Source organism: Paracoccus sphaerophysae, from assembly GCF_000763805.1.
Taxonomy (GTDB): domain Bacteria; phylum Pseudomonadota; class Alphaproteobacteria; order Rhodobacterales; family Rhodobacteraceae; genus Paracoccus; species Paracoccus sphaerophysae.
Genome location: NZ_JRKS01000019.1, coordinates 31,943 through 50,952, shown reverse-complemented (window position 1 = coordinate 50,952; position 19,010 = coordinate 31,943). Strand labels below are relative to the sequence as shown.

The 19,010-nt window shown below is 70.9% G+C and carries 22 protein-coding genes; 14 read left to right on the top strand and 8 right to left on the bottom strand.

Annotated elements, in window-relative coordinates; all coding sequences use genetic code 11:
* Nucleotides 1–1,437: L,D-transpeptidase family protein (locus IC63_RS07880; protein WP_198026278.1), on the top strand; the 1,437-nt coding region annotated here is incomplete at its 5' end.
* Nucleotides 1,437–2,438, top strand: a complete 1,002-nt coding sequence (locus tag IC63_RS07875; protein ID WP_052041989.1) for an extensin-like domain-containing protein — start codon at nucleotides 1,437–1,439, stop codon at nucleotides 2,436–2,438. The genes IC63_RS07880 and IC63_RS07875, both read left to right, overlap by 1 nt.
* A 22-nt stretch (nucleotides 2,439–2,460) precedes the next feature.
* Here IC63_RS07875 and IC63_RS07870 read toward each other — a convergent pair whose 3' ends face one another.
* From IC63_RS07870 to IC63_RS07855, 4 genes are all read right to left on the bottom strand, one after another.
* The gene (locus IC63_RS07870) at nucleotides 2,461–3,192 is read right to left on the bottom strand and encodes a Crp/Fnr family transcriptional regulator (RefSeq protein WP_036718748.1); all 732 of its coding nucleotides are present in this window, start codon (nucleotides 3,190–3,192) and stop codon (nucleotides 2,461–2,463) included.
* 163 nt (nucleotides 3,193–3,355) lie between these two features.
* Nucleotides 3,356–4,249 carry a YsnF/AvaK domain-containing protein gene (locus IC63_RS07865; protein ID WP_232222546.1) on the bottom strand — a complete coding sequence of 298 codons (894 nt, stop codon included), beginning with the start codon at nucleotides 4,247–4,249 and terminating at the stop codon, nucleotides 3,356–3,358.
* A 34-nt stretch (nucleotides 4,250–4,283) separates the two neighbouring features.
* Entirely contained in the window at nucleotides 4,284–4,790 is a 507-nt protein-coding gene (locus tag IC63_RS07860) for a YsnF/AvaK domain-containing protein (protein WP_052041986.1), read from the bottom strand.
* 133 nt (nucleotides 4,791–4,923) lie between these two features.
* Nucleotides 4,924–6,234, bottom strand: a complete 1,311-nt coding sequence (locus IC63_RS07855) for a FliI/YscN family ATPase (RefSeq protein ID WP_036718746.1) — start codon at nucleotides 6,232–6,234, stop codon at nucleotides 4,924–4,926.
* 109 nt (nucleotides 6,235–6,343) lie between these two features.
* On the opposite strand from IC63_RS07855, the gene IC63_RS07850 reads away from it, so the two are divergent.
* The 9 genes from IC63_RS07850 to IC63_RS07810 are packed head-to-tail and all read left to right on the top strand — an operon-like array spanning nucleotide 6,344 to nucleotide 11,050.
* The gene (locus tag IC63_RS07850; protein WP_036718743.1) at nucleotides 6,344–6,733 is read left to right on the top strand and encodes a FlgB family protein; all 390 of its coding nucleotides are present in this window, start codon (nucleotides 6,344–6,346) and stop codon (nucleotides 6,731–6,733) included.
* Nucleotides 6,734–6,742: 9 nt separating this feature from the next.
* Entirely contained in the window at nucleotides 6,743–7,129 is a 387-nt protein-coding gene (gene flgC / locus IC63_RS07845) for a flagellar basal body rod protein FlgC (protein ID WP_036718740.1), read from the top strand.
* 10 nt (nucleotides 7,130–7,139) lie between these two features.
* The gene (locus IC63_RS07840) at nucleotides 7,140–7,457 is read left to right on the top strand and encodes a flagellar hook-basal body complex protein FliE (RefSeq protein ID WP_036718739.1); all 318 of its coding nucleotides are present in this window, start codon (nucleotides 7,140–7,142) and stop codon (nucleotides 7,455–7,457) included.
* 11 nt (nucleotides 7,458–7,468) lie between these two features.
* Nucleotides 7,469–7,735: a flagellar biosynthetic protein FliQ gene (locus IC63_RS07835; protein ID WP_036718736.1), complete on the top strand. Its 267-nt coding sequence runs from the start codon at nucleotides 7,469–7,471 to the stop codon at nucleotides 7,733–7,735.
* A gap of 3 nt (nucleotides 7,736–7,738) precedes the next feature.
* Nucleotides 7,739–8,452, top strand: a complete 714-nt coding sequence (locus tag IC63_RS07830) for a flagellar hook-basal body complex protein (protein ID WP_036718735.1) — start codon at nucleotides 7,739–7,741, stop codon at nucleotides 8,450–8,452.
* A 14-nt stretch (nucleotides 8,453–8,466) separates the two neighbouring features.
* Entirely contained in the window at nucleotides 8,467–9,252 is a 786-nt protein-coding gene (gene flgG / locus IC63_RS07825) for a flagellar basal-body rod protein FlgG (protein ID WP_036718733.1), read from the top strand.
* Complete coding sequence (gene flgA / locus IC63_RS07820) at nucleotides 9,252–9,665, top strand: flagellar basal body P-ring formation chaperone FlgA (RefSeq protein WP_036718731.1); 414 nt, start codon at nucleotides 9,252–9,254, stop codon at nucleotides 9,663–9,665. Before flgG ends, flgA begins: the two co-directional genes overlap by 1 nt.
* Nucleotides 9,666–9,676: 11 nt before the next feature.
* On the top strand, nucleotides 9,677–10,417 hold the full coding sequence (gene flgH, locus IC63_RS07815) for a flagellar basal body L-ring protein FlgH (RefSeq protein WP_036718730.1): 741 nt from the start codon (nucleotides 9,677–9,679) through the stop codon (nucleotides 10,415–10,417).
* Between the two features lie 9 nt (nucleotides 10,418–10,426).
* On the top strand, nucleotides 10,427–11,050 hold the full coding sequence (locus IC63_RS07810) for a hypothetical protein (protein ID WP_052041984.1): 624 nt from the start codon (nucleotides 10,427–10,429) through the stop codon (nucleotides 11,048–11,050).
* 513 nt (nucleotides 11,051–11,563) lie between these two features.
* Here IC63_RS07810 and IC63_RS17415 read toward each other — a convergent pair.
* Entirely contained in the window at nucleotides 11,564–13,456 is a 1,893-nt protein-coding gene (locus IC63_RS17415) for a glycosyltransferase (protein ID WP_084115627.1), read from the bottom strand.
* A gap of 106 nt (nucleotides 13,457–13,562) precedes the next feature.
* Between IC63_RS17415 and IC63_RS07790 the strand changes: the two genes are divergently transcribed.
* Nucleotides 13,563–14,576, top strand: a complete 1,014-nt coding sequence (locus tag IC63_RS07790; RefSeq protein ID WP_036718728.1) for an NAD(P)H-dependent flavin oxidoreductase — start codon at nucleotides 13,563–13,565, stop codon at nucleotides 14,574–14,576.
* Nucleotides 14,573–15,106, top strand: a complete 534-nt coding sequence (locus IC63_RS07785) for a GNAT family N-acetyltransferase (RefSeq protein WP_036718726.1) — start codon at nucleotides 14,573–14,575, stop codon at nucleotides 15,104–15,106. Before IC63_RS07790 ends, IC63_RS07785 begins: the two co-directional genes overlap by 4 nt.
* Here IC63_RS07785 and serB read toward each other — a convergent pair.
* From serB to IC63_RS07770, 3 genes are all read right to left on the bottom strand, one after another.
* Nucleotides 15,076–15,957, bottom strand: coding sequence for a phosphoserine phosphatase SerB (gene serB, locus IC63_RS07780; RefSeq protein WP_036718725.1), 882 nt, complete (start codon nucleotides 15,955–15,957; stop codon nucleotides 15,076–15,078). The genes IC63_RS07785 and serB overlap by 31 nt on opposite strands.
* A 125-nt stretch (nucleotides 15,958–16,082) precedes the next feature.
* Nucleotides 16,083–16,607 (bottom strand): hydantoinase/oxoprolinase N-terminal domain-containing protein, encoded by a 525-nt coding sequence (locus tag IC63_RS16955; RefSeq protein ID WP_052041982.1) that lies wholly within the window; start codon nucleotides 16,605–16,607, stop codon nucleotides 16,083–16,085.
* A 93-nt stretch (nucleotides 16,608–16,700) separates the two neighbouring features.
* Nucleotides 16,701–17,723, bottom strand: a complete 1,023-nt coding sequence (locus IC63_RS07770; RefSeq protein ID WP_232222545.1) for a hydantoinase B/oxoprolinase family protein — start codon at nucleotides 17,721–17,723, stop codon at nucleotides 16,701–16,703.
* Between IC63_RS07770 and IC63_RS07765 the strand changes: the two genes are divergently transcribed.
* On the top strand, nucleotides 17,722–18,963 hold the full coding sequence (locus IC63_RS07765; RefSeq protein WP_198026277.1) for an allantoin permease: 1,242 nt from the start codon (nucleotides 17,722–17,724) through the stop codon (nucleotides 18,961–18,963). The genes IC63_RS07770 and IC63_RS07765 overlap by 2 nt on opposite strands.
* Nucleotides 18,964–19,010: the final 47 nt, after the last annotated feature.

Below are 19,010 nucleotides of genomic sequence, written 5' to 3'. Positions count from 1 at the left end.
CGCCCGTTCCGCCCTGCCCTGCCGATGCTGGCCACCGCGCTGCCGCTGCTGCTGGCGGCCTCGGCCTGGGGGACGCCCGCCGCGGCGCAGGACAAGCGCGCCGCCATCGCGCCCGCCGATATCGAGGCCGCCACCTATTCCGGGACCGGAGAGTTGCCGTCCGGCCAGTCGGCGCTGACCGCCAAGGTGCAGATCCTGCTGGACCGCGCCGGCGTGTCGCCGGGGGTGGTGGACGGGTTTCGCGGCGGGATGAGCGAAAGCGCCATCAAGGCGTTCGAGCGCAAGAACGGCCTGCCCCAGGACGGGCGGCTGGACGCGCAGGTCTGGGAGCTGCTGGAACGCCACGCGGCCGAGCCCCTGACCTCGACCTATACGGTGACGGCCGAGGATGCGCAGGGGCTGGTCGACAGCATCCCCACCGACTACGCCGAAAAGGCCAAGATGAGCTCGATGGGCTATACCTCGGTGACCGAGAAGCTGGCTGAGCGGTTCCACATGGACGACAAGTTCCTGACCCAGCTGAACAAGGGCGTCGAGATCGCGCCCGGGGCCACGATCAACGTCACCGTGCCGGCCAAGCCGATCAAGGCCAAGGTGGCGCGGATCGTCGTCGACAAGGCCACCGGCCGGGTCGCCGCCTATGACGGCAACGGCGGCATGGTCGCGGATTATCCCGCCACGGTCGGCTCGGACGCCACGCCCTCGCCCCACGGCAGCCACCTGGTCGAGGCCGTCGCGCTGGACCCGGACTATACCTATAACCCCAACATCAACTTCAAGCAGGGCGACAACGACAAGGTGCTGAAGGTGCCGCCGGGGCCGAACGGCCCGGTGGGGAACGTTTGGATCGACCTCAGCAAGCCGACCTATGGCATCCACGGCACGCCGACTCCGTCGCGGCTGTTCGTCAACGAAAGCAACGGCTGCGTGCGGCTGACCAACTGGGACGCACGCGAACTGGCCGGGATGGTGCAGCCGGGCCAGACGATCGTCGATTTCCTGGCGCCGGGCGTGGCGATCGCGGACGTGACGAAGCCTGTCGAGCCGGAGGTCGCGGCGGACGCGACGGCGGGAGCGACGGTCGAGGCGGCGGCGGGTGCGGCGGCGGCCCCGGTCGCGGCCGCCGGGCGGCCGGTGGCGCGGCGGGTGCCGGGCGCGACGGGCGCCGCGAGCGCGCCGGTCGCGACGATGGCCACGGCGCCGGCGGCCGAAGTGCAGGCGACCACGACGTCCGACGTGACGGGGGCGGCTCAGCCCGCCGCTGCCTCGCCGACCGCTGACACGGGCGCGGCGCCGGTCGCGGCGGCGCCGGGGGTCCCTGCGGCCGACCCGCTGGCCGCGGCGCTGGATCAGGCGACGGGCGGCGCGGTGGGCGCGCAGCCCTACGTCCTGCCGACCCCGCAGCCCGGCGCGGCGCCCGCCCCCGCGGGCAACTGATGCGGTTTCTGGCCGGGGCCCTGCTGCTGGCCGCGCTTCCCGCGGCGGCGCAGGTCAGCGACGCCCCGGCCCCGCGCCCGGTTGCCGAGACGCCCGCGCCCGGCCCCGCCCGGCCGGCGGCGCGTCCAGCGGGAGCGGCGGGCGATGCGGCGGCACCCCCGTCCCGGGCGCAGGGCGTCTCGCAAGGGCGGCTGATCCCGCCCGAGGAGATGCCGGCCGCGCCCCCCGCAGCGCAGCCGCCGGTGGCGGCCGGGGCTGACGCCGGTCCGTCCCCCGGTGCGCCGAAGGCTGACGCAGCGCCGTCGCAGGCCCCGCCGACTTCCGACGCGGCCCCGTCGCAAGGCGCGCTGATCCCGCTCGCGCCGCCCGCTCCTCCCGAGCCGTCCGCTCCTCCCGTGCCGCTAGGGCCGCCGGTCCCCGAGACGCTCCGCGAGACCGACTTCGACCACGCCGCCTGCCGGCTCGAGCTGCGGCGGCTGGGCGCGGTCTATCGCGAAATCCCCGCGATCACCGATCCCGCGCAGCGCGACTGCGGCATCGCCCGGCCGCTGGAACTCACCGAAATCCTGCCCGGCATCGCGCTGGAAGGCGGCGCGGCGATGCGCTGCGACGCGGCGCGGGCGCTGGCGCACTGGATGCGCGATGTGGTGGTCCCTTCGGCCGGGCATCTGCCGAACAGTCCGCGGCTGACGAGCCTGGCCCTGGGCACGACCTATCACTGCCGCGGCGTGCTCGGGAACGGCACCCCGCAGAACCTGTCGGAACATGCGGTCGGCAACGCGATCGACATCGCCGCCTTCGGCTTCGACGACGGCTCGCGGATCGAGATAGCCCCGCCCGGCGACCGGGGCGACATGGCGGTGGCGTTCCAGAACGCGGTACAGGGCGCGGCCTGCCTGTTCTTCTCGACGGTGCTGGGGCCGGGCAGCAATGCCGCCCATGACGACCACCTGCATCTGGACATCAAGGCCCGGCGCGGCGGCTTTCGGCTGTGTCAGTGACCGCGCAGAGAGGCGCCGCACCCTAGCGGCGGCGGCGCTCTAGATCGAGATATTCGGGGTCGAAGCGCGCCAGCCGCACGAGGCCCGGCCAGTCGATGATCTCGATATCGGTGCCGGTCCAGCGCAGCAGCTCGCGGTCGCGCAGGTCGCGCACGGCGCGGTTGATGTGGATCGAGGAATAGCCAAGGATATCGGCCAGTTCCCGCTGCAGCAGCGGCAGCGTCAGGCGATAGTCGCGGGCCGCGCCCACGGCCATCAGCCGGGTGTAGATCTCGCAGACCAGGTGCGCGAGGTGCGCGCTGGACCGCAGCGCGTTCGCCGCCACCAGCCACTGGCGGTGGATCGCCGCGTCGATCGCGGTGGACATCCACAGCAGCCGGGTCAGGTGCGGATAGTTCTCGGTGATCTCGGTCAGTTCGTCATGGCCGATGAATTCCGCCTCAGCCGGGCCGACCGCCACGACGCTGTGTTCGATCCCGTGCAGCACGAAGGCGTGCAGGTCGACGAAATCGCCCGGCACGTGCAACGCAGTGATGACCCGCTGCGCCGAACGCCCCGGCAGCAGATGCAGCCGCCCGGCCATGCCCTTGAGGATGAGGCAGCTGCGGGTTTTGTTCGGCCCCGCCGGCACGATCTCGTCGCCCGGCTGGAAGCTGCGGATTTCAGTGGGCACGGACCGCAATCGGGCCAGGTCGTCATCGGTCAGCGTGTCGCGTCGCTGAAGATAGCGTACGAAGTATTCAGTCAGTGCCATGGTGGCCTTCCGAAGCGGCAGCGGCCGGCAAATTGTCAGGCGCACCAATGGGATGCAATGCCGCCGTCCGGGGGTCTAACAAATATTGAGTTCCAGTCTGGCGATTTGAAAAGGGCAGCGCAAGGCTGCCCTTTCCGTGTTCCGTCAGGTCCTGCCCAGCGCCTTAGCGGCGGTCGGCGTCCAGGTCGCGATCGATGATGTTGCCGCGCTCATCCTCGATTTCCACCTCGGTCTTACGGACGGTGTCGCGGACGGTCTCGACATGCGTCTCTACATCCTTGTTGAGATTGATCTCCTCGACCACGCGGGCGTCCTTGTGGACGACCGGCGCCTCGACATACTCGCGCGCCTCGATGGTGCGCTCGGCAAAATCGGCGTCGCTTGCCGGACGGTCCACCGCGCGGCGCTCGACGCTCACCCGCTCCGAGCGCAGTTCGACGTCCTGCTCGACCGGAGTCTCGCGGACATACGAACGGACGCGGACGCGGCCGCCCTCGGCCTCGCGCTTGGACACCAGCAGACGCTCTTCCACGACGTCTATGCGGCCGTCGTCATTCAGGTCGCCCTCCAGCGGCGCCCAGTCACGCGCGACATAGGTGTCGGTTTCGACGCGCTCGGCGGCATAGGCGGTGGTGTCGCCCAGCGCCGGGTCATAGCCCGACCAGCCTTCCTGGCGCCACTCCCCCTCGCGCGCGTCCAGATCGACCGCGCCCTCGTCGTCGAGGATGTCCAGCGCAGTTTCGTACTGGTCGGATGCGATGTTCGAGACGGTCACCAGATAGCCGCCGCGGTTCAGGCCCTCGGCATAGGCATAGCGGTCTTCCTCGGGGAAGAAGAAGTCGCCGATGGATTCGAAAAACCCTTTCTCGTGGGTGCGGGTGTCGATCGCCACGTCGCGTTCGACCGAGCCGTAGCCCGGGTTGTCACCGCCGGTCAGGACGACATCGGCGATGCCCGCGGCCTGCAGCGCAGCGATGGCGCGGTCGGCTTCGGCACGGGTGTCGAACATGGCAGAAAGGGTACGGGTCGCGCCGGTGTTGATGTTTTCCATGGCCATTGTGATTGGTCCTTTGTGAAGTTGCTGAAGAGGCTCAGCGTCCGTGGTCGAGGTCGCCCGCGCGGCCCAGGGGACCGGCATCGGACTGTCCGAGATCCAGCTGCTCGACCACGGCATGCTGGCGGCGCAGGGTCACCTGAACCGCAACCGTTTCGGTTCTGCGGTTGCGGCGAATGTGAATTTCTTCTTTCAGGAACAGCTTGGTCACGACGACGGCGCGTTCCTCGACGACGGGGACGATCAGCAGGTCGCCCTCTTCGCGCGGCTCGGGGATGGCGTCGATCTCGTGGCCCTTGGAGTGGCGCGTCACCTCGACGGTTTCCGAGCCGAGATCGACCGAGAGCTGCTCCTCCACCGGCTCTGTGGTGACGCGGACCCGCACGCCGCCGGCCTCCCGCCGCTCGACGGTGACCGAGGCGCGCTCTTCGGAGATGGTGATCACGTCAGAGGCGGTGCGGTCAAACGCAGCCGGGTCGCCCGTCAATTCCCGGTCCACAAGCTCCGCGTGGGCGGTCGGGATATCGCCTTCGGTGGATGCCATTCCCGTGCCCTGCCCTTGTCGATCTGAGGTCGTTCCAGGGCCTGTCGCCCTCGCTTACCGGCTAGGAACACCGCAAGGCGCCTTCCGGTTTCGGGCGATTAACAAATGTGCGTTTGTCCGTAAGGTCCGGGCCTCAGCGCAGACCCGGCCGGCCCCCTGCCCCCAGCGCGTCCGCCAGCATGGCGAAGCTGGTCCCGGCATCCGACGAGGTGCGCGCCGAGAACCCGTCCAGCGCGGGCCACAGCCGCACCGCCTCGTCCAGTTTTGGGTCCGAGCCGGGGGCATAGAGCCCGGCCTTGATCATCAGTTCGGACTCGGCATACAGCCCCAGCGCCGCGCGCGCGCGGCCGATCAGCGCGTTCTCGGGATCCGTCGCCGCATGGGGCAGCGAGCGCGACACCGAGCGCAGCACGTCGACCGCCGGGAACCGGCCGCGTTCCGCGATGGCGCGGTCCAGCACCACGTGGCCGTCCAGCACCCCGCGCAGGATGTCGGCGACCGGCTCCTCCATGTCCGACCCCGCGACCAGCACCGAAAAGATCGCCGTGATGTCGCCCGACCCTTCGGGACCCGGCCCCGAGCGTTCGGCCAGCGCCATGATCATCTGCGAAGTCGAGGGCGGGAAGCCGCGATGGCTGGGCGCCTCGCCCGAGGCGAGCGCGATTTCGCGATGAGCCTCGGCAAAGCGGGTGATCGAATCGGCCAGGAACAGCACGTGCCGGCCCGCGTCCCGGAAATGTTCGGCGACCGCCATCGCCGCCCAGGCGCAGCGCCGCCGCATCAGTGGCGACTGGTCCGAGGTCGCAGCGACCACCACCGCGCGGGCCATCCCCTCGGGGCCCAGGACCGATTCGACGAACTCGCGCAGCTCGCGCCCGCGCTCGCCCACCATCGCGATCACCACCACGTCGGCGGTGACTCCGCGCGCCAGCGCCGACAGTAGCGTCGATTTCCCCACCCCCGACCCCGCGAACAGCCCGATCCGCTGCCCGCGCACGATCGGCAGCAGCGTGTCGAAGACCGCGAGCCCGGTATCCAGCCGCGTCCCCAGCCGACGCCGCGAGGCGGCTGGTGGCGGGGCGGCGCGATAGCGGCGATCCTCGAGCCCCGAGGGCAGCGGGCGCCCGTCCAGGGGCCGCCCCAGCGGGTCCACGATCCGCCCGATCCAGTCGTCGCAGGGCGCCAGGGTGGGCCGGAACAGCAGCTCGACCCCGGCGCCGATCGACAGCCCGTCGGTCGGACCTTCGGGCAGCACCAGCGCGTGATCGGGGCTGAGGCCCACGACCTCGCCGAACAGCGTGCCGTTCAGGAACCCAACGCGGTCGCCGACCGAGGCCGAATGATTGAGCCCCCCGACCTCGACGATCCCGGCGCGAATCGCGGCGACGCGGCCGAAATGCTGGCCGATCCGCATCCGGCGGATCCGCGCCGCGACCGATTCCATTCTGTCCACTTCGCCCTCGTCCGATGGCGGCAAAAAATTTGCGCCGCGAAACGGTTTCTAAACCTCTCGGGGTTAAGACCGGGTTTATCGCGACCGAAAGGAGAAACCTTTGTTCGGACAGATCGACACGATGCGGATGGCCCGCGACCTGGGCGCGCATGCCGCGCAGCGCCAGCGCGTCATCGCCACGAACGTCGCCAATGCCGATACGCCGGGCTATCGCGCCCGCGACCTGGAACGCTTTTCCGACAGCTACCGGCAGGGCGCCGCGATCGGGCTGCGGACGACCCGGCCGCAGCATGTCGCGGCCGGCGCCTGGGGCAGCGCGGCAGGCGCGGCGGTGGATGCCGGCGGCGAACCCTCGCCCAACGGCAACACCGTGTCGGTCGAGGACGAAATGATCCGCGCCGCCGACGCCAAGCGGGAATTCAACATCGCGCTGTCGGTCTTTCAGTCCGGCCTGACGATGACGCGGACCGCCCTCGGGCGGCGCGGGTAAGGGGGCGTCATGGAACTGTCTGCCGTCCAGATCTCGGCCTCGGCGCTGCGCGCGCAAGGGGTGCGGCTGCGCCATATCTCGGAAAACATCGCCAATGCCGACACCCCCGGCTATCGGCGCAAGCTGGTCAGCTTCGAACCCGACCGCGACTTCGGCCGCGACACCGGGGCGGTGCAGGCCAGCCGCACCCGCCACGACCGCCGCGAGCTGCCGCAGGTCTTCGACCCCGGCCATCCGATGGCCAATGGCGACGGCTATTACCTCGGCTCGAACGTCGACCTGGTGGTCGAGGTCGCCGACGCGCGCGAGGCCAGCCGCAGCTACGAGGCCAATCTCAAGATGTTCGAACAGTCGCGCGAGATGTCCGCGCAACTGCTCGACCTGATCCGCCGCTGAAAGGGACGCCATGATCTCGCTGACCTCCTCTGCCCTGCAATCCGGCAGCCGCGCCGCCTCGGCCTATGCCGAGGCCCGCGCCGCCGCCGCCCCCGCGCCGCTGGCCGCGAGCGACGGGCGCCCCGGCGGGCTGACCGCCGCCGCCGAGGAATTCGCCCAGGTGATGGCCGGCGCCGACCGGGCCGCGGTGGGCGCGATGCAGGGCAGTTCCGACACCCAGGCGCTGGTCCAGTCGATCGCCCAGGCCCAGATGGCGCTGGAAACCGCCGTCGCGATCCGCGACCGGGTGGTCGAGGCCTATCAGGAAATCCTGCGGATGCCGGTCTGAGAAGCGCGCCGATGGACCAGAACCTCATCTTCGACGTGACCCGCCAGGCGCTGTGGATCGCGGTGCGCATGTCGGCGCCGCTGCTGGCCGTGGCGCTGGTCACCGGCGTCATCATCGGCCTGTTCCAGGCGCTGACCTCGGTGCAGGAAATGACCCTGACCTTCGTGCCCAAGGTGGGCCTGATGCTGGGCGTCTTCTGGGTCACCATGAGCTTCATGACGGCGACCCTGGCCGGGTTCTTCACCGACCAGATCCTGCCGCTGATCGCCGGAGGCTGAGCGATGGACAACGCGATCTATGCCGCCCTGACCCGGCAATCCGGGCTGATGCGCGAAATGCGGGCGGTGGCCAACAACATGGCCAACGGCTCGACCACCGGCTTCCGGCGCGAGGGGGTGGTGTTTTCCGAACACCTGACCTCGCTGCGCGACGGGCGCGAGACGCTGTCGATGGCCAATGCGCGCGGCCGCGAGGTCGACCTGACTCCCGGCAGCCTGACGATGACCGGCGGCAAGTTCGACCTGGCGCTGGAACGAGACGGGTTCTTCATGGTCGAAACCCCCGACGGCAACCGCCTGACCCGCGCCGGGGCGTTCCTGATGTCGCCCGAGGGCGAGCTGATCAACGGCGACGGCTACCGCGTGCTGGACGACGGCCAGACCCCGATCGCGCTGCCGCCGGGCACCCGCAGCATCGGCATCGGCCCGGACGGCACGATCTCGGCCGACGGCCAGCCGGTCGGGCGGGTGGGCGTATTCGAGCAGCCCGACCGCGCGCTGCTGAGGCATTTCGGCGGGACGCTGTTTGCCGCCGACGGGGCGCAGCCCATCGCCGACCCGCTGGTGCGGCAGGGGTTCCTTGAGGAATCCAACGTCAACCCGGTGCTCGAGATCGCCCGCATGATCGAGGTGCAGCGCGCCTACGAGCTCGGCCAGTCCTTCCTTGACGGCGAGGATCAGCGGATCCGCGCCGTCATCACCGCCACAACCCGCTGAAAGGCGCCATTTCCATGAGAGCATTGCAGATCGCGGCGAGCGGCATGGCCGCCCAGCAGACCCGGGTCGAGGTGATTTCCCAGAACCTCGCGAACATGTCGACGACCGGCTACAACGCCCGCAGGGCCGAGTTCGCCGATCTCGCCTATCAGCAGGTCACCCGCCCCGGCACCATCGCCGCCGCCGACGGCACGATGGTGCCCGCGGGGGTGCAGATGGGGCTGGGGGTGCGGCCGACCGCGGTGACGATCACGCTTGCCCAGGGTACGCTGTCGGCCACCGGCGGCGATCTGGACGTCGCCATCGACGGATACGGCTATCTCGAGGTGACGCTGCCGTCGGGCAATTCCGGCTATAGCCGCGATGGCGGGCTCAAGCGCTCGGCCGACGGGCAGATCGTGACCTCGGACGGCTATCCGGTGGTGCCCGGCATCACCATCCCGCCCGAGGCGCGCAGCATCTCGATCAGCGCGGCGGGCGAGGTGAACGCCTATTTCAACGACCAGACCGAGCCGCAGAACCTGGGCCAGATCACCCTGGTCAACTTCGTCAACGAAAAGGGGCTGGAGGCGATCGGGTCGAACCTGTTCCTAGAAACCCCGGCCTCGGGCGCGCCGATGGCCGGGGTGCCGGGCGAACAGGGGCTGGGGACGCTGCGCCAGGGCTACCTTGAGGAAAGCGCCGTCGATCCGGTGCGCGAGATCTCGGAACTCATCAAGGCCCAGCGGGGCTACGAGCTGAACTCCAAGGTCATCACCGCCGCCGACCAGATGCTCGGCGCCACGGTGCAGGTGCGCTGATGGCCTGGCTGATCCTGATCCTCGCCCTGTTCCCGCTGTCGCTGGCGGCCGACGAGATCACCGCCGCGCGCACCCTGCCCGCCGGGACCGTGCTGGCCGAGGCCGACCTGGTCGTCGCCCCCACCGCCCGGGTCGGGCTGTCCCCGGCCGATGCGGTCGGCAAACAGCTGCGCATCGCCGTCTACCAGGGCCGCGCGATCGGCGCCGGCCACCTCACCACGCCGACGCTGGTCTCCCGCAACCAGCTGATCACGCTCGCCTATGACAGTGCCGCCCTGCGGATCGAGACCGAGGGCCGCGCCCTCGGCGCCGGCGGCGAGGGCGACGTGATCCGAGTCATGAACATGAGCTCGCGGGCCACGCTGATGGCCCGCATCAACGCCGACGGCTCTGCCACCGTCGCCCAGCGCTGAAGGATTCGCGCATGAAGACCACCCGCTTCACCGCAGGCCTCGCCCTGTGTCTCGTCCTGACCGCCACCGCCTGCGGCCGCGTCTCCGAGGTCGGCCGCACGCCGAAGATGACCGAGCCCCACGCCACGCCCGAATTCCAGGCGATGGCCGAGCCGGTGATGCCGCAGCCGCCCGGCCCCGTGCGCCCCGACAGCGCCGCCTCGCTATGGGCGGGCCAGCAGATGTCGCTGGTCGGCGACCGCCGCGCCACCGCCCGCGGCGACATCCTGACCGTGGTGATCGAGATCGACGACAAGGCCGAGATCCAGAACAGCTCGGGCCGCTCGCGGGCGTCCTCGGAAAGCGTCGGCATGCCGCAGATGATGGGCATCCCGCAGCGGATCAACGAGATCCTGCCCGAAGGCGCCAGCATGGACGAGCTGGCCTCGGCCAAGGGCGCCTCGACCTTCAAGGGCTCGGGCAACATCTCGCGCCGGGACAAGATGACGCTGCGGGTCGCCGCAACCGTCATCGAGACGCTGCCGAACGGGGTGCTGAGCATCCAGGGCAGCCAGGAGGTGCGCGTGAACTACGAGGTCCGCGAGCTGACCGTCAGCGGCTTCGTGCGGCCCTCGGACATCAGCCGCGAGAACGAGGTCGCCTATGACCGCATCGCCGGCGCGCGCATCAGCTATGGCGGCCGCGGCCAGATCAGCGACGTCCAGCAGCCCCGCTATGGCCAGCAGCTGGCCGACATCGTCCTGCCCTACTGAGGTGCCCGCATGATCCGCAAACTGATCCCCGTCATCCTCGCGTTGCTGGCCTTCCTTGGCGGGGCGGCGGCGGGCGACATGCTGAAGGGCGGCGGCACCGAGGAGGCAGCGCACGGCGAGGCGGCAGACGCCGGGCACGGCGGGTCGGAGGCGGAAACGGCTCAGGACGGCCACGGCGCGCCCGCCGAGGGCGACGCCGCCCACGCGGCCCCCGCGAAGGACGCCGCGGCCAGCTCGACATCCGACGGGCACGGCAAGGCCGAAAGCGATCATGGCGCGGGGGGGCATGGCGGCGGCGCGGCCGACCCTGACGCCGCGGCCTGGTTCAAGTTCCCGCAGCAGTTCTTCATCCCGGTGCTGCATGGCGGTCAGCTGGACAGCACGATGGTGCTGTCGCTCTCCGTCGAGATGCCCGGCGCCGCGACCGAGAAGGTCTACGCCCATGAAATCAAGCTGCGCGACGCGCTGCTGCGGCAACTGCTGATCCAGGCGAATACCGGCGCCTTCGACGGCAACTTCACGAGCGAGCCTCAACTGCGCAAGATGCGGACCGCTCTGGTCGGTGCGGCGCAGGAGGTGGTGCCGGAGATCACCGACATCCTGGTCGGCGATATCGCGCGGCAGGAACGATAGGGCAGCGGGCGCTATAGCGGCGCCGGCATAGGCAACGGGAGCGCGTCACGGTGGCTGATGCGCCGCTTCGGGGGTCGTTTGCTCAGCTGCGGTCGGAGGCCCTCCGCTGGACCGCCCTCGCGATCGGTCAGCGCAAAATCGGTCGCGGCCGGGCGTCCGGTCGCTTATGCGCAACGCACACCGGGTGACCGGGCGCCGACCGTCGCCACGGCCGAGAGACGGCTCTTGCCTGGCCTGTCGGCGGGTCGCGCGAGCAGACCGTCCCCGGTCTGGCGCCTCCCGGTCGCTCGACTCCCGGTCTTTCGCCGCACCGTTTCGCACCTCGCCGGTTTCTTGCCTCCCGGTCTCTCGGCTCCGGTCTCTCGCTGCACCGTCTCTCGCCGCACCGGTCTTTCGCCTTCCGGTCTCTCCCCGCATCGTCTCTGGCCGCATCGTCTCGCGCCGCAACGTCTCTCGCCTTCCGGTCGCTCGCCGCGCCGTCGCTGGTACGCAGGGCGCATCCGTCGGTTCCGCTCACCTGCGGGGGCCAAGGCGGCCCATCGCGGCGGCGGCGTAAAAGGCCGCAGTCCCGGCCACCGTCTGGCGGTAGAGGCCAAGCCGCGCCAGCTCGGTCGCCGCCCGTGGGCCCGGTGCCCGCAGCGCCGCCGCGAACCCATCCAGAACCGCGCGGTTTTCGGGGGTCAGCAGGGCCCGGGCGCCCTCCAGCGCCACCACGTTCGACCGCAGCCAGTCGCCGTAGTGGCCCGCGCTCAGACGAGATATCCGGGCCAGCATCGCCCGCGGCGTATCGTTGCGCCCCATGACGTTGCCGCGGTGCTGGCGATACAGCACCGTCTGGGCCGGATCGCGGATAACGAGACCTCCGGCCCCCGAGATCAGCTGATACGTCCACCAGTCATGCGAGACGATGTCCGCCCGCGCCGCCGCCTCGGCCCCGGTGCGCAGGATGGCGACCCCGGCGGGGTTGACCAGCGTCGTGTTGCCGGGCGTGCAGGCCTGGATCAGCGCGTTCCGGAACCCCGGGGGGCGCCGATAGAGGGGCGCGGGGCGAAGCGGCCGCAGGTCGCTGTCGCAGATGGTCGTGCGCGTCACGTGCAGGACGGCGCGTGCCCCCGGGGGCGGCGTGGCCGCGGCTGAAGTGCCGGAGGACGCGTGGACAGCATCGGCGGCAGGCGGTGCGACCCCTGCCCGCAGCGATTCGCCCGCCGGCAGCGTTTCGGCAAAGACCGGCGGGCAGGCGAAAGACCCTGCGCCGGCAGGCGGCACGTCAGCCGGCGCACGCGCGACGTTCCCGGGCGCCATGCCAGTCGGCTGCGGACCGGCAGGCGGCGCGTCGTCACCCACCGCGTCGATCCCCGGGGGACGATCTCCGGCCGCCACGGCCTCGATGGCGCGGACGCCGCGCGACAGGCGGTCGGGCAGCCAGACGTCGTCCTGATCGCAATAGGCCAGCGCCTCGCCCGGCCGGACCGCGGCGATCAGGGACAGGAAGTTCCGGGTCGCACCCTCGCGCGGCCCGTCCACGATCGTGACCTCATGGCCGGGATGGGCGGCGGCGAAACCGCGGACGATCCCGATCGTGTCGTCGGTCGACCCGTCATCCGACACCACCAGCCGCCAGTGGCGATAGTCCTGCGTGGCGAGGCTGTCCAGCTGCGCCGCGATATGCCGCGCCCCCTGATACGAGGCGAGAAGGATGGCGATCTGCGGCGGCATGTCCGGCATGGCACGCCCATATCCTCTGAGCGGCCGAGGGGGAAGCGTGGCGATACGTTCGGCTGCGGGCTGACGGACGCAGGGCGAGTTTGGCGTGCACCCGTGATGCCGCGGCGCCCGAGATTTCCCCGGGACCCTGCCCCCTCGAAGAAAGGTGGGCGGCTGCGGCGGCGGATCGCTCTGGCCGCCGCGGGCCGCCGGGCGATCCTTCGTTGCGGCGATTGTTCCCCAGTAGGCCTGACGGCTGCGGGCGAAACAAACGATCGCCGCAGGATCCGCCCTGCGGCTCCCCTTCGCGTCACCCCCCCACCCCGCCGCCCACGCCGGATTGCTGGACACCTCGATCAGGTTCCCGTCCGGATCGCAGAAATAGACCGAGGTGATCGGGCCGCGCGCGCCGGTTTTCTGCACCGGGCCCTCGACCACCGGCACGCCATCGGCGGCCAGCTTTGCCAGCACGGCTTCGGGGGGAAGCTCGGTCAGAAGGCACACGTCGCCGCAGCCGATGGCCGCGTGGTTGCGGGTTTCCTGGCCGAGGGTCTGGAGGTTGATCTTCTGCCCGCCGACCTTCAGCGCCCGGCGGCCGGCGCCGAAGGTCTCGACCTCGACCCCCAGGACGCGGGCATAGAAGCTGCGGGCGGCCTCGATGTCGTGGACGGTCAGGACGATGTGGTCGATGCCGGTGATCATCGGTGCAGGCTGGCGCAACCGCGCCGGCAAGTCCACAGCGCCGGCATGGTGGACATCGCGCGGCCCGCGGCGTTTGCTGCCCCGGCAGACAGCGGAGGAGCACGCGATGAACCTGACCGAACGCCTGGGGATGCGCGTCCCGGTGATCCAGGCGCCCATGGCGGGGACCTCGACCCCGGCGCTGGCGGCGGCGGTGTCCGGGGCGGGCGGGCTCGGCTGCCTGGGTCTGGGTGCGATGAGCGTCGCGCAGGCGGCGCAGGCGATGGCAGGGACGGCGGCGCTGACCGACCGGGCGTTCGGGGTGAACCTGTTCTGCCACCGGCCGACGCCGCGCGACCCGGGGGCCGAGGCCCGCTGGCTCGACCGGCTGGCGCCGCATTTCGCGCGCTTCGGGGCCGATCCGCCGCGGATCCTCACCGACATCTATCCCAGCTTCATCGACAATGACGCGATGCTGGCCGCTCTCGTCGAGGCCCGTCCGGCGCTGGTCAGCTTTCACTTCGGCCTGCCGCGCGCCGACCAGATCCGGGCGTTGCGGGCCACCGGAGCGGTTCTGGCCGCCACGGCCACCTGCCTGGCCGAGGCGCGCGCGGTCCGGGCGGCCGGGCTGGATGCGGTCGTCGCCCAGGGCTGGCAGGCGGGCGGGCATCGCGGCGTCTTCGACCCCGCGGCGGACGACGAGCGGCTGCCGACGCTGGATCTGGTGCGCCAGCTGGCCGGGCTGGGCCTGCCGGTGATCGCGGCGGGCGGGATCATGGACGCCGCCGATCCCCGCGCGGCGCTGGCGGTGGGGGCGGTGGCGGTGCAATGCGGGACCGCCTTTCTGCTGGCGCCCGAAGCGGCCTCGCCCCCGGCCCACCGGGCGGCGCTGGCGGGGGGCGAGACGGTGATGACCGCGGCGATCTCTGGCCGTCCGGCGCGGTGCTGCACCAATCTGTTCACCGCCGTTCCCGATGACGGGACGCCGGGCTATCCGATGACCTATGACGCCGGCAAGGCGCTGAACGCCGCCGCGGTCGGGGCCGGGGAAAGCGGCTATGGCGCCCACTGGGCCGGGACCGGCTGCGCCCGCGCGATTCTCCGGCCGGCCGCGGACACGGTGGCGGCGCTGGCGCCGTGATCCGGAGGGCCGTCCCGGGCGACGCGGCGCAGATCGCGGCGGTGCAGGTGGCGGCGTGGCGGGCGACCTATCCCGGCCTGATCCCCGAGGCGCTGCTGGCGCAGATGACGCTCGCGCGACAGGTTCCCCGCTGGCGCGCGATGCTGAGCGAGGGCACCGACGGCGCCCATCACGTGACCGAGCTCGCGGGCCGGATCGCGGGCTTCGTCAGCACCGGGGCGCCGCGGGATGACACGCTGGGCGGGCTGGGCGCGAGGGGCGAGATCAGGGCGCTGTATGTGCATCCCGACTGCGTTCGGCAGGGCCTGGGGCGGCAGCTGTTCCACCCCGCCGCCGCCGGTCTCGCGGCCCGCGGCATGGCCCCGTTCGGGCTGAGGGTGATCGCAGGCAATGACCGCGCCGCCGCGTTCTATCGCCGCCTGGGCGGCCGCCCCGTGACGACGCAATGGGCCGAGGTCACCGGCGGGCGCTTGCGCGAAACCGCCTGGCTGTGGGAGGACTACGGCGCCACGAACTCGTCGCGGCCATAGCCCTGCAGATACAGCAGCGCGGTCAGGTCGCCGTGGTTGATGCGGATCGGGGCCTGCGCCGCCACCACAGGCTTTGCGTGCAGGGCGACGCCGGTGCCGGCCAGTTGCAGCATCCCCAGGTCGTTCGCCCCGTCTCCCACCGCGATGGCGTCGGCGGGGGTCAGGCCGCGGGCGGCGGTGATCTGTTCCAGCGCCTCGACCTTGGCTGCGCGGCCCAGGATCGGCAGGCCGACATGGCCGCTCAGCCGCCCGTCCTCGCCCGACAGCAGCACGTTGGCGCGCTGTTCGTCAAAGCCGATGCGGGCGGCGACCGGGCCGGTGAAATCGGTGAAGCCGCCCGACACCAGCGCCGTCCAGGCGCCGTTCGCCTTCATCGTCGCGACCAGGGTCGGGCCGCCGGCGGCGAGCGTGATGCGGCTTGCCAGCACCTCGGCGATGACGCTGTCGGGCAGCCCGGCCAGCAGCGCGACGCGTTCCAGCAGTGCCTCGTGAAAGTTCAGCTCGCCGTTCATCGCCCGGGCGGTGATGGCGGCGACGCGGGGGCCGACGCCCGCCACGTCGGCCAGTTCGTCGATGCATTCCTGCCCGATCATGGTCGAATCCATGTCCGCGAGCAGCACCGCCTTGCGCCGGTTGGCCGTTGGCTGGACTGCCAGGTCGAGACCGCGGGCGTCCAGGTCGGCGCGGACCGCCTCGACATCGGCGGGAAGGTCCGGGATCGGGAACTCGGCCGCGGTGCCGCGGTCCAGCCAGATCGCGTGGCCGCCATCCCAGCGGCGCTGCAGCCCGATGATGGTCTCGTCCCCGAGATCGGCCCGCGTCGGCGCGGCCATGAGGCTGACGGTATACATGGTTTCCCCCGGGGTCGGCTGGTGCCCCGACCGCTTACGGGCAAACGCCGGGGCGCGCCAGTGGGGCCTGACGGCGCGGCCCGCAGCGGCGGCGGCAGATGCCCCGCACCGCCGTCGCCGCAGGCTTAGCGATGCGTGCCGCCCGCGTCTTGCCGGCCGGGATCAGTCTCGGGGCCCGGGGTCGCCGCTGATTGGCGCAACGATTTCAGCCGGACCTGCTGGGCGGCCTCGATATGGGCGCGCATCCGGGCCTCGGCCCGTTCGCCGTCGCGGGCGGTCAGCGCGTCCAGCACGGCGCCGTGTTCGCGATGGGCGTCGGCGACCCGCGCGGGTTCCATCAGCGTGGTCGGCCCGAGGATCAGCATCGCCCGCTGCAGCCCGTGGGTGGCGCGGACCAAGAACCGGTTCTTGGCCGCGTTCAGCAGGCCCACGGTGGTGCCGTTGATGCACAGATCGGCGTTCGTGACGATGGTTTCGGGGGAAAGCCCGGTTTCCTCCTCGATCACCTTGAGGCCGTTGCGGATGGCCTCGGTCGGGCGCGTGGGGGTGGACAGCGCCTTGAAGATGCGCACGTCGCCCTTGCGGTCGGCGAGGATGAAGTCGGTGAAGGTGCCGCCGGCGTCGATGCCGAGACGATACTGGTTTTGCATGATCTGGAACCCTTGTCCTGGTCCGGGCGGCCGCGCGGGGGGCTGTCAGCGCCCCCCGGACACAGCCCGGGGAAATGTCTGCACGAATGAGGATCAGGCGGCGCGCAGCCGCGCCGTCTCGGCCTCGTCCACGGTCAGCGCGGCGGGGTCGGTGATGACCACGCCATAGTCGCGCCGCGCGCCCTCGATGCTGACGAGGCCGTTGCGGACGTCCTCGACCACGCGGGCAATCTCGCGTTCATAGGGATCGCCATAGCCGCCGCCGCCGGGGTTCTTGTTGGCGGCGCGTTCGCCGGGCTGGATCGTCTCGATGACGTTCTCGGTGATGATCCGGGTCTCGCCGACCTTGGGCGACACCATGTCCGACCGCGCCCCCGCGGCGCCCATCGCCGGGATGCGCCGGCCCTCGCCAAAGGTGATCAGCGTCATCGGGCTGTCCATCGGCTCGACCTCCCAGCAGGTGCCCGAGCCGCCGCGGTTCTTGCCGGCGCCGCCCGAGTCCTCCATCAGCGAATAGCGGTGGATGATGATCGGATAGCTGTGCTCCAGCATCTCGATGTCGCCCGAGGTCAGCGCCCCAAAGCAGCATTCCGGCCCGCAGGCGTGCCAGCCGTCCTGGCTGGCCGTGGCGCCCGCCCCCGAGATGATCGAGGCCAGCACCATCGTCACGTATTCCTCGTCGTGGCGCGTGTCCCAGCCGGCGATGTTGCAGCCGTTCGCATGGCCCCAGCTGGCCGAGACCTTGGCCGGAGCCGCCTGTTCGAAGGCCAGCCGCACCGCGTCGGTCAGCGTCTCCATCGGCGTGGTGGTGCAGTTCATTTGCGGGGCCGGCGACTTGGCGTTGCACAGCGTCCCCTTGGGGCCCATGTCGGTCGTCACGCAGCGATACAGCCCCTCGTTATAGGGCGGCGGCAGCTGGGCGAACATCATCAGCCTCAGATAGACGCCCGAATGGCTGTTCCCCTCGTAGCTGTTGATAAAATAGGGCACCTGCGGCGGCGAGGCGATCTCGATGTGGCAGTTGTCGCCCTTGATCGTCACCGTCGCGGTGATGTCGAAATCGCCGAAGCCGTGGCCCGCATCCTCGAGGACCATGGCCTCATCTTCGAGGACCATGGCCTGGTGGTCGGTCTGTTCGGCGATGTTCTATCTGGTGGTGTCGGCCACGCTGGCGCTCGCCTATGGTTCGGTCAACGCGATCATCGGGCTGGTCCTGTCGGTGATCGCCTATGCCGCGGTCAACGCGGTGCTGGTGCGGCACGCCATCCGCACCGGGCTGTCGGTGTCACTGTTCTCGCGCATCCTGCTGGGGCGCACCGGCGCGGCGATCGCCACGCTGATCTTCTTCGCCACCGCCATCTATTACGCGGTGTTCGAGGGCTCGGTCATCGCGCTGGCGCTGCAAGGCTATGCCGGGCTCGGCTATCCGATCGCGGCGCTGATCGTGGTGGTCTACTCGGTGCTGCTGATCTTCGGGTCGATCCAGAACTGGCTGGACAAGCTGAACGGGGTGCTGCTGCCGTTCTACCTGATCGGGCTGATCGCCGCGGTGGTGCTGGCGATCGCCGAATACGGCTATTCCAGCGCCTGGCTGAGCCTCGGCCCCGAGGGCGGCGCCCCGGCGACCGGCTGGTGGGACTGCTTCGTGGCGTTCATGGGCGTCTGGATCCTGATGATGTTCACCTATGACTATGCCCGCTTCGGCAAGGCGAGGACTATCACGTCCGCTTCAACTTCGGGCGCCGTTCTACCTGGTGGCGTTCCTGCTGAACGGCCTCGCCGACATCTTCCTGGCCGCGAGCCTGCCGACCGAGGGCGGGGTCAGCGAGGTCTCGGTCGTGCTGGCGCTGATCCAGCTGATGGGGCTGGCCGGGCTGGCCTTCGTCTGGATCTCGCAGACCCGGATCAACACCGCGAACTACTACCTGGCCGCCGTCAACATGGAGAGCTTTGCCCAGACCGTCTTCCGGGTGAACTGCCCAAGGTGTTCTGGGCCTGCGTCGTCGGCGTGATCTGCTATGTGCTGATGCTGGCCGACGTGTTCGCCTATATCCTGCAGGCGCTGGCCTACCAGGGGATCTTCGTGGTGGCCTGGGTCGGGCTGGCGCTGGTCCACATCCTGACCGAGGGCGCCGAGGGCGCGGCCCATGACCGGGTGAGCTTTCGGCTGCGCGACACCCGCGCGGTGAACCCGACCGGGCTGACCGCCTGGCTGGTCGCCGCGGCCGCGGGGCTGGCGCTGCATTTCGCCGGCGGCAGTCTCGCGACCTTCTCGGCGCCGGTCACCTTCGTGGTGGCGGCGGCGGTCTATGCCGCGCTCGGCCGCCGCGCGGCCCAGCCCGCCCGCGCGACCTGAGCCGGAACGACCCGGCGCCGCCCGGCAAGGGCGGCGCCGGATGCAGT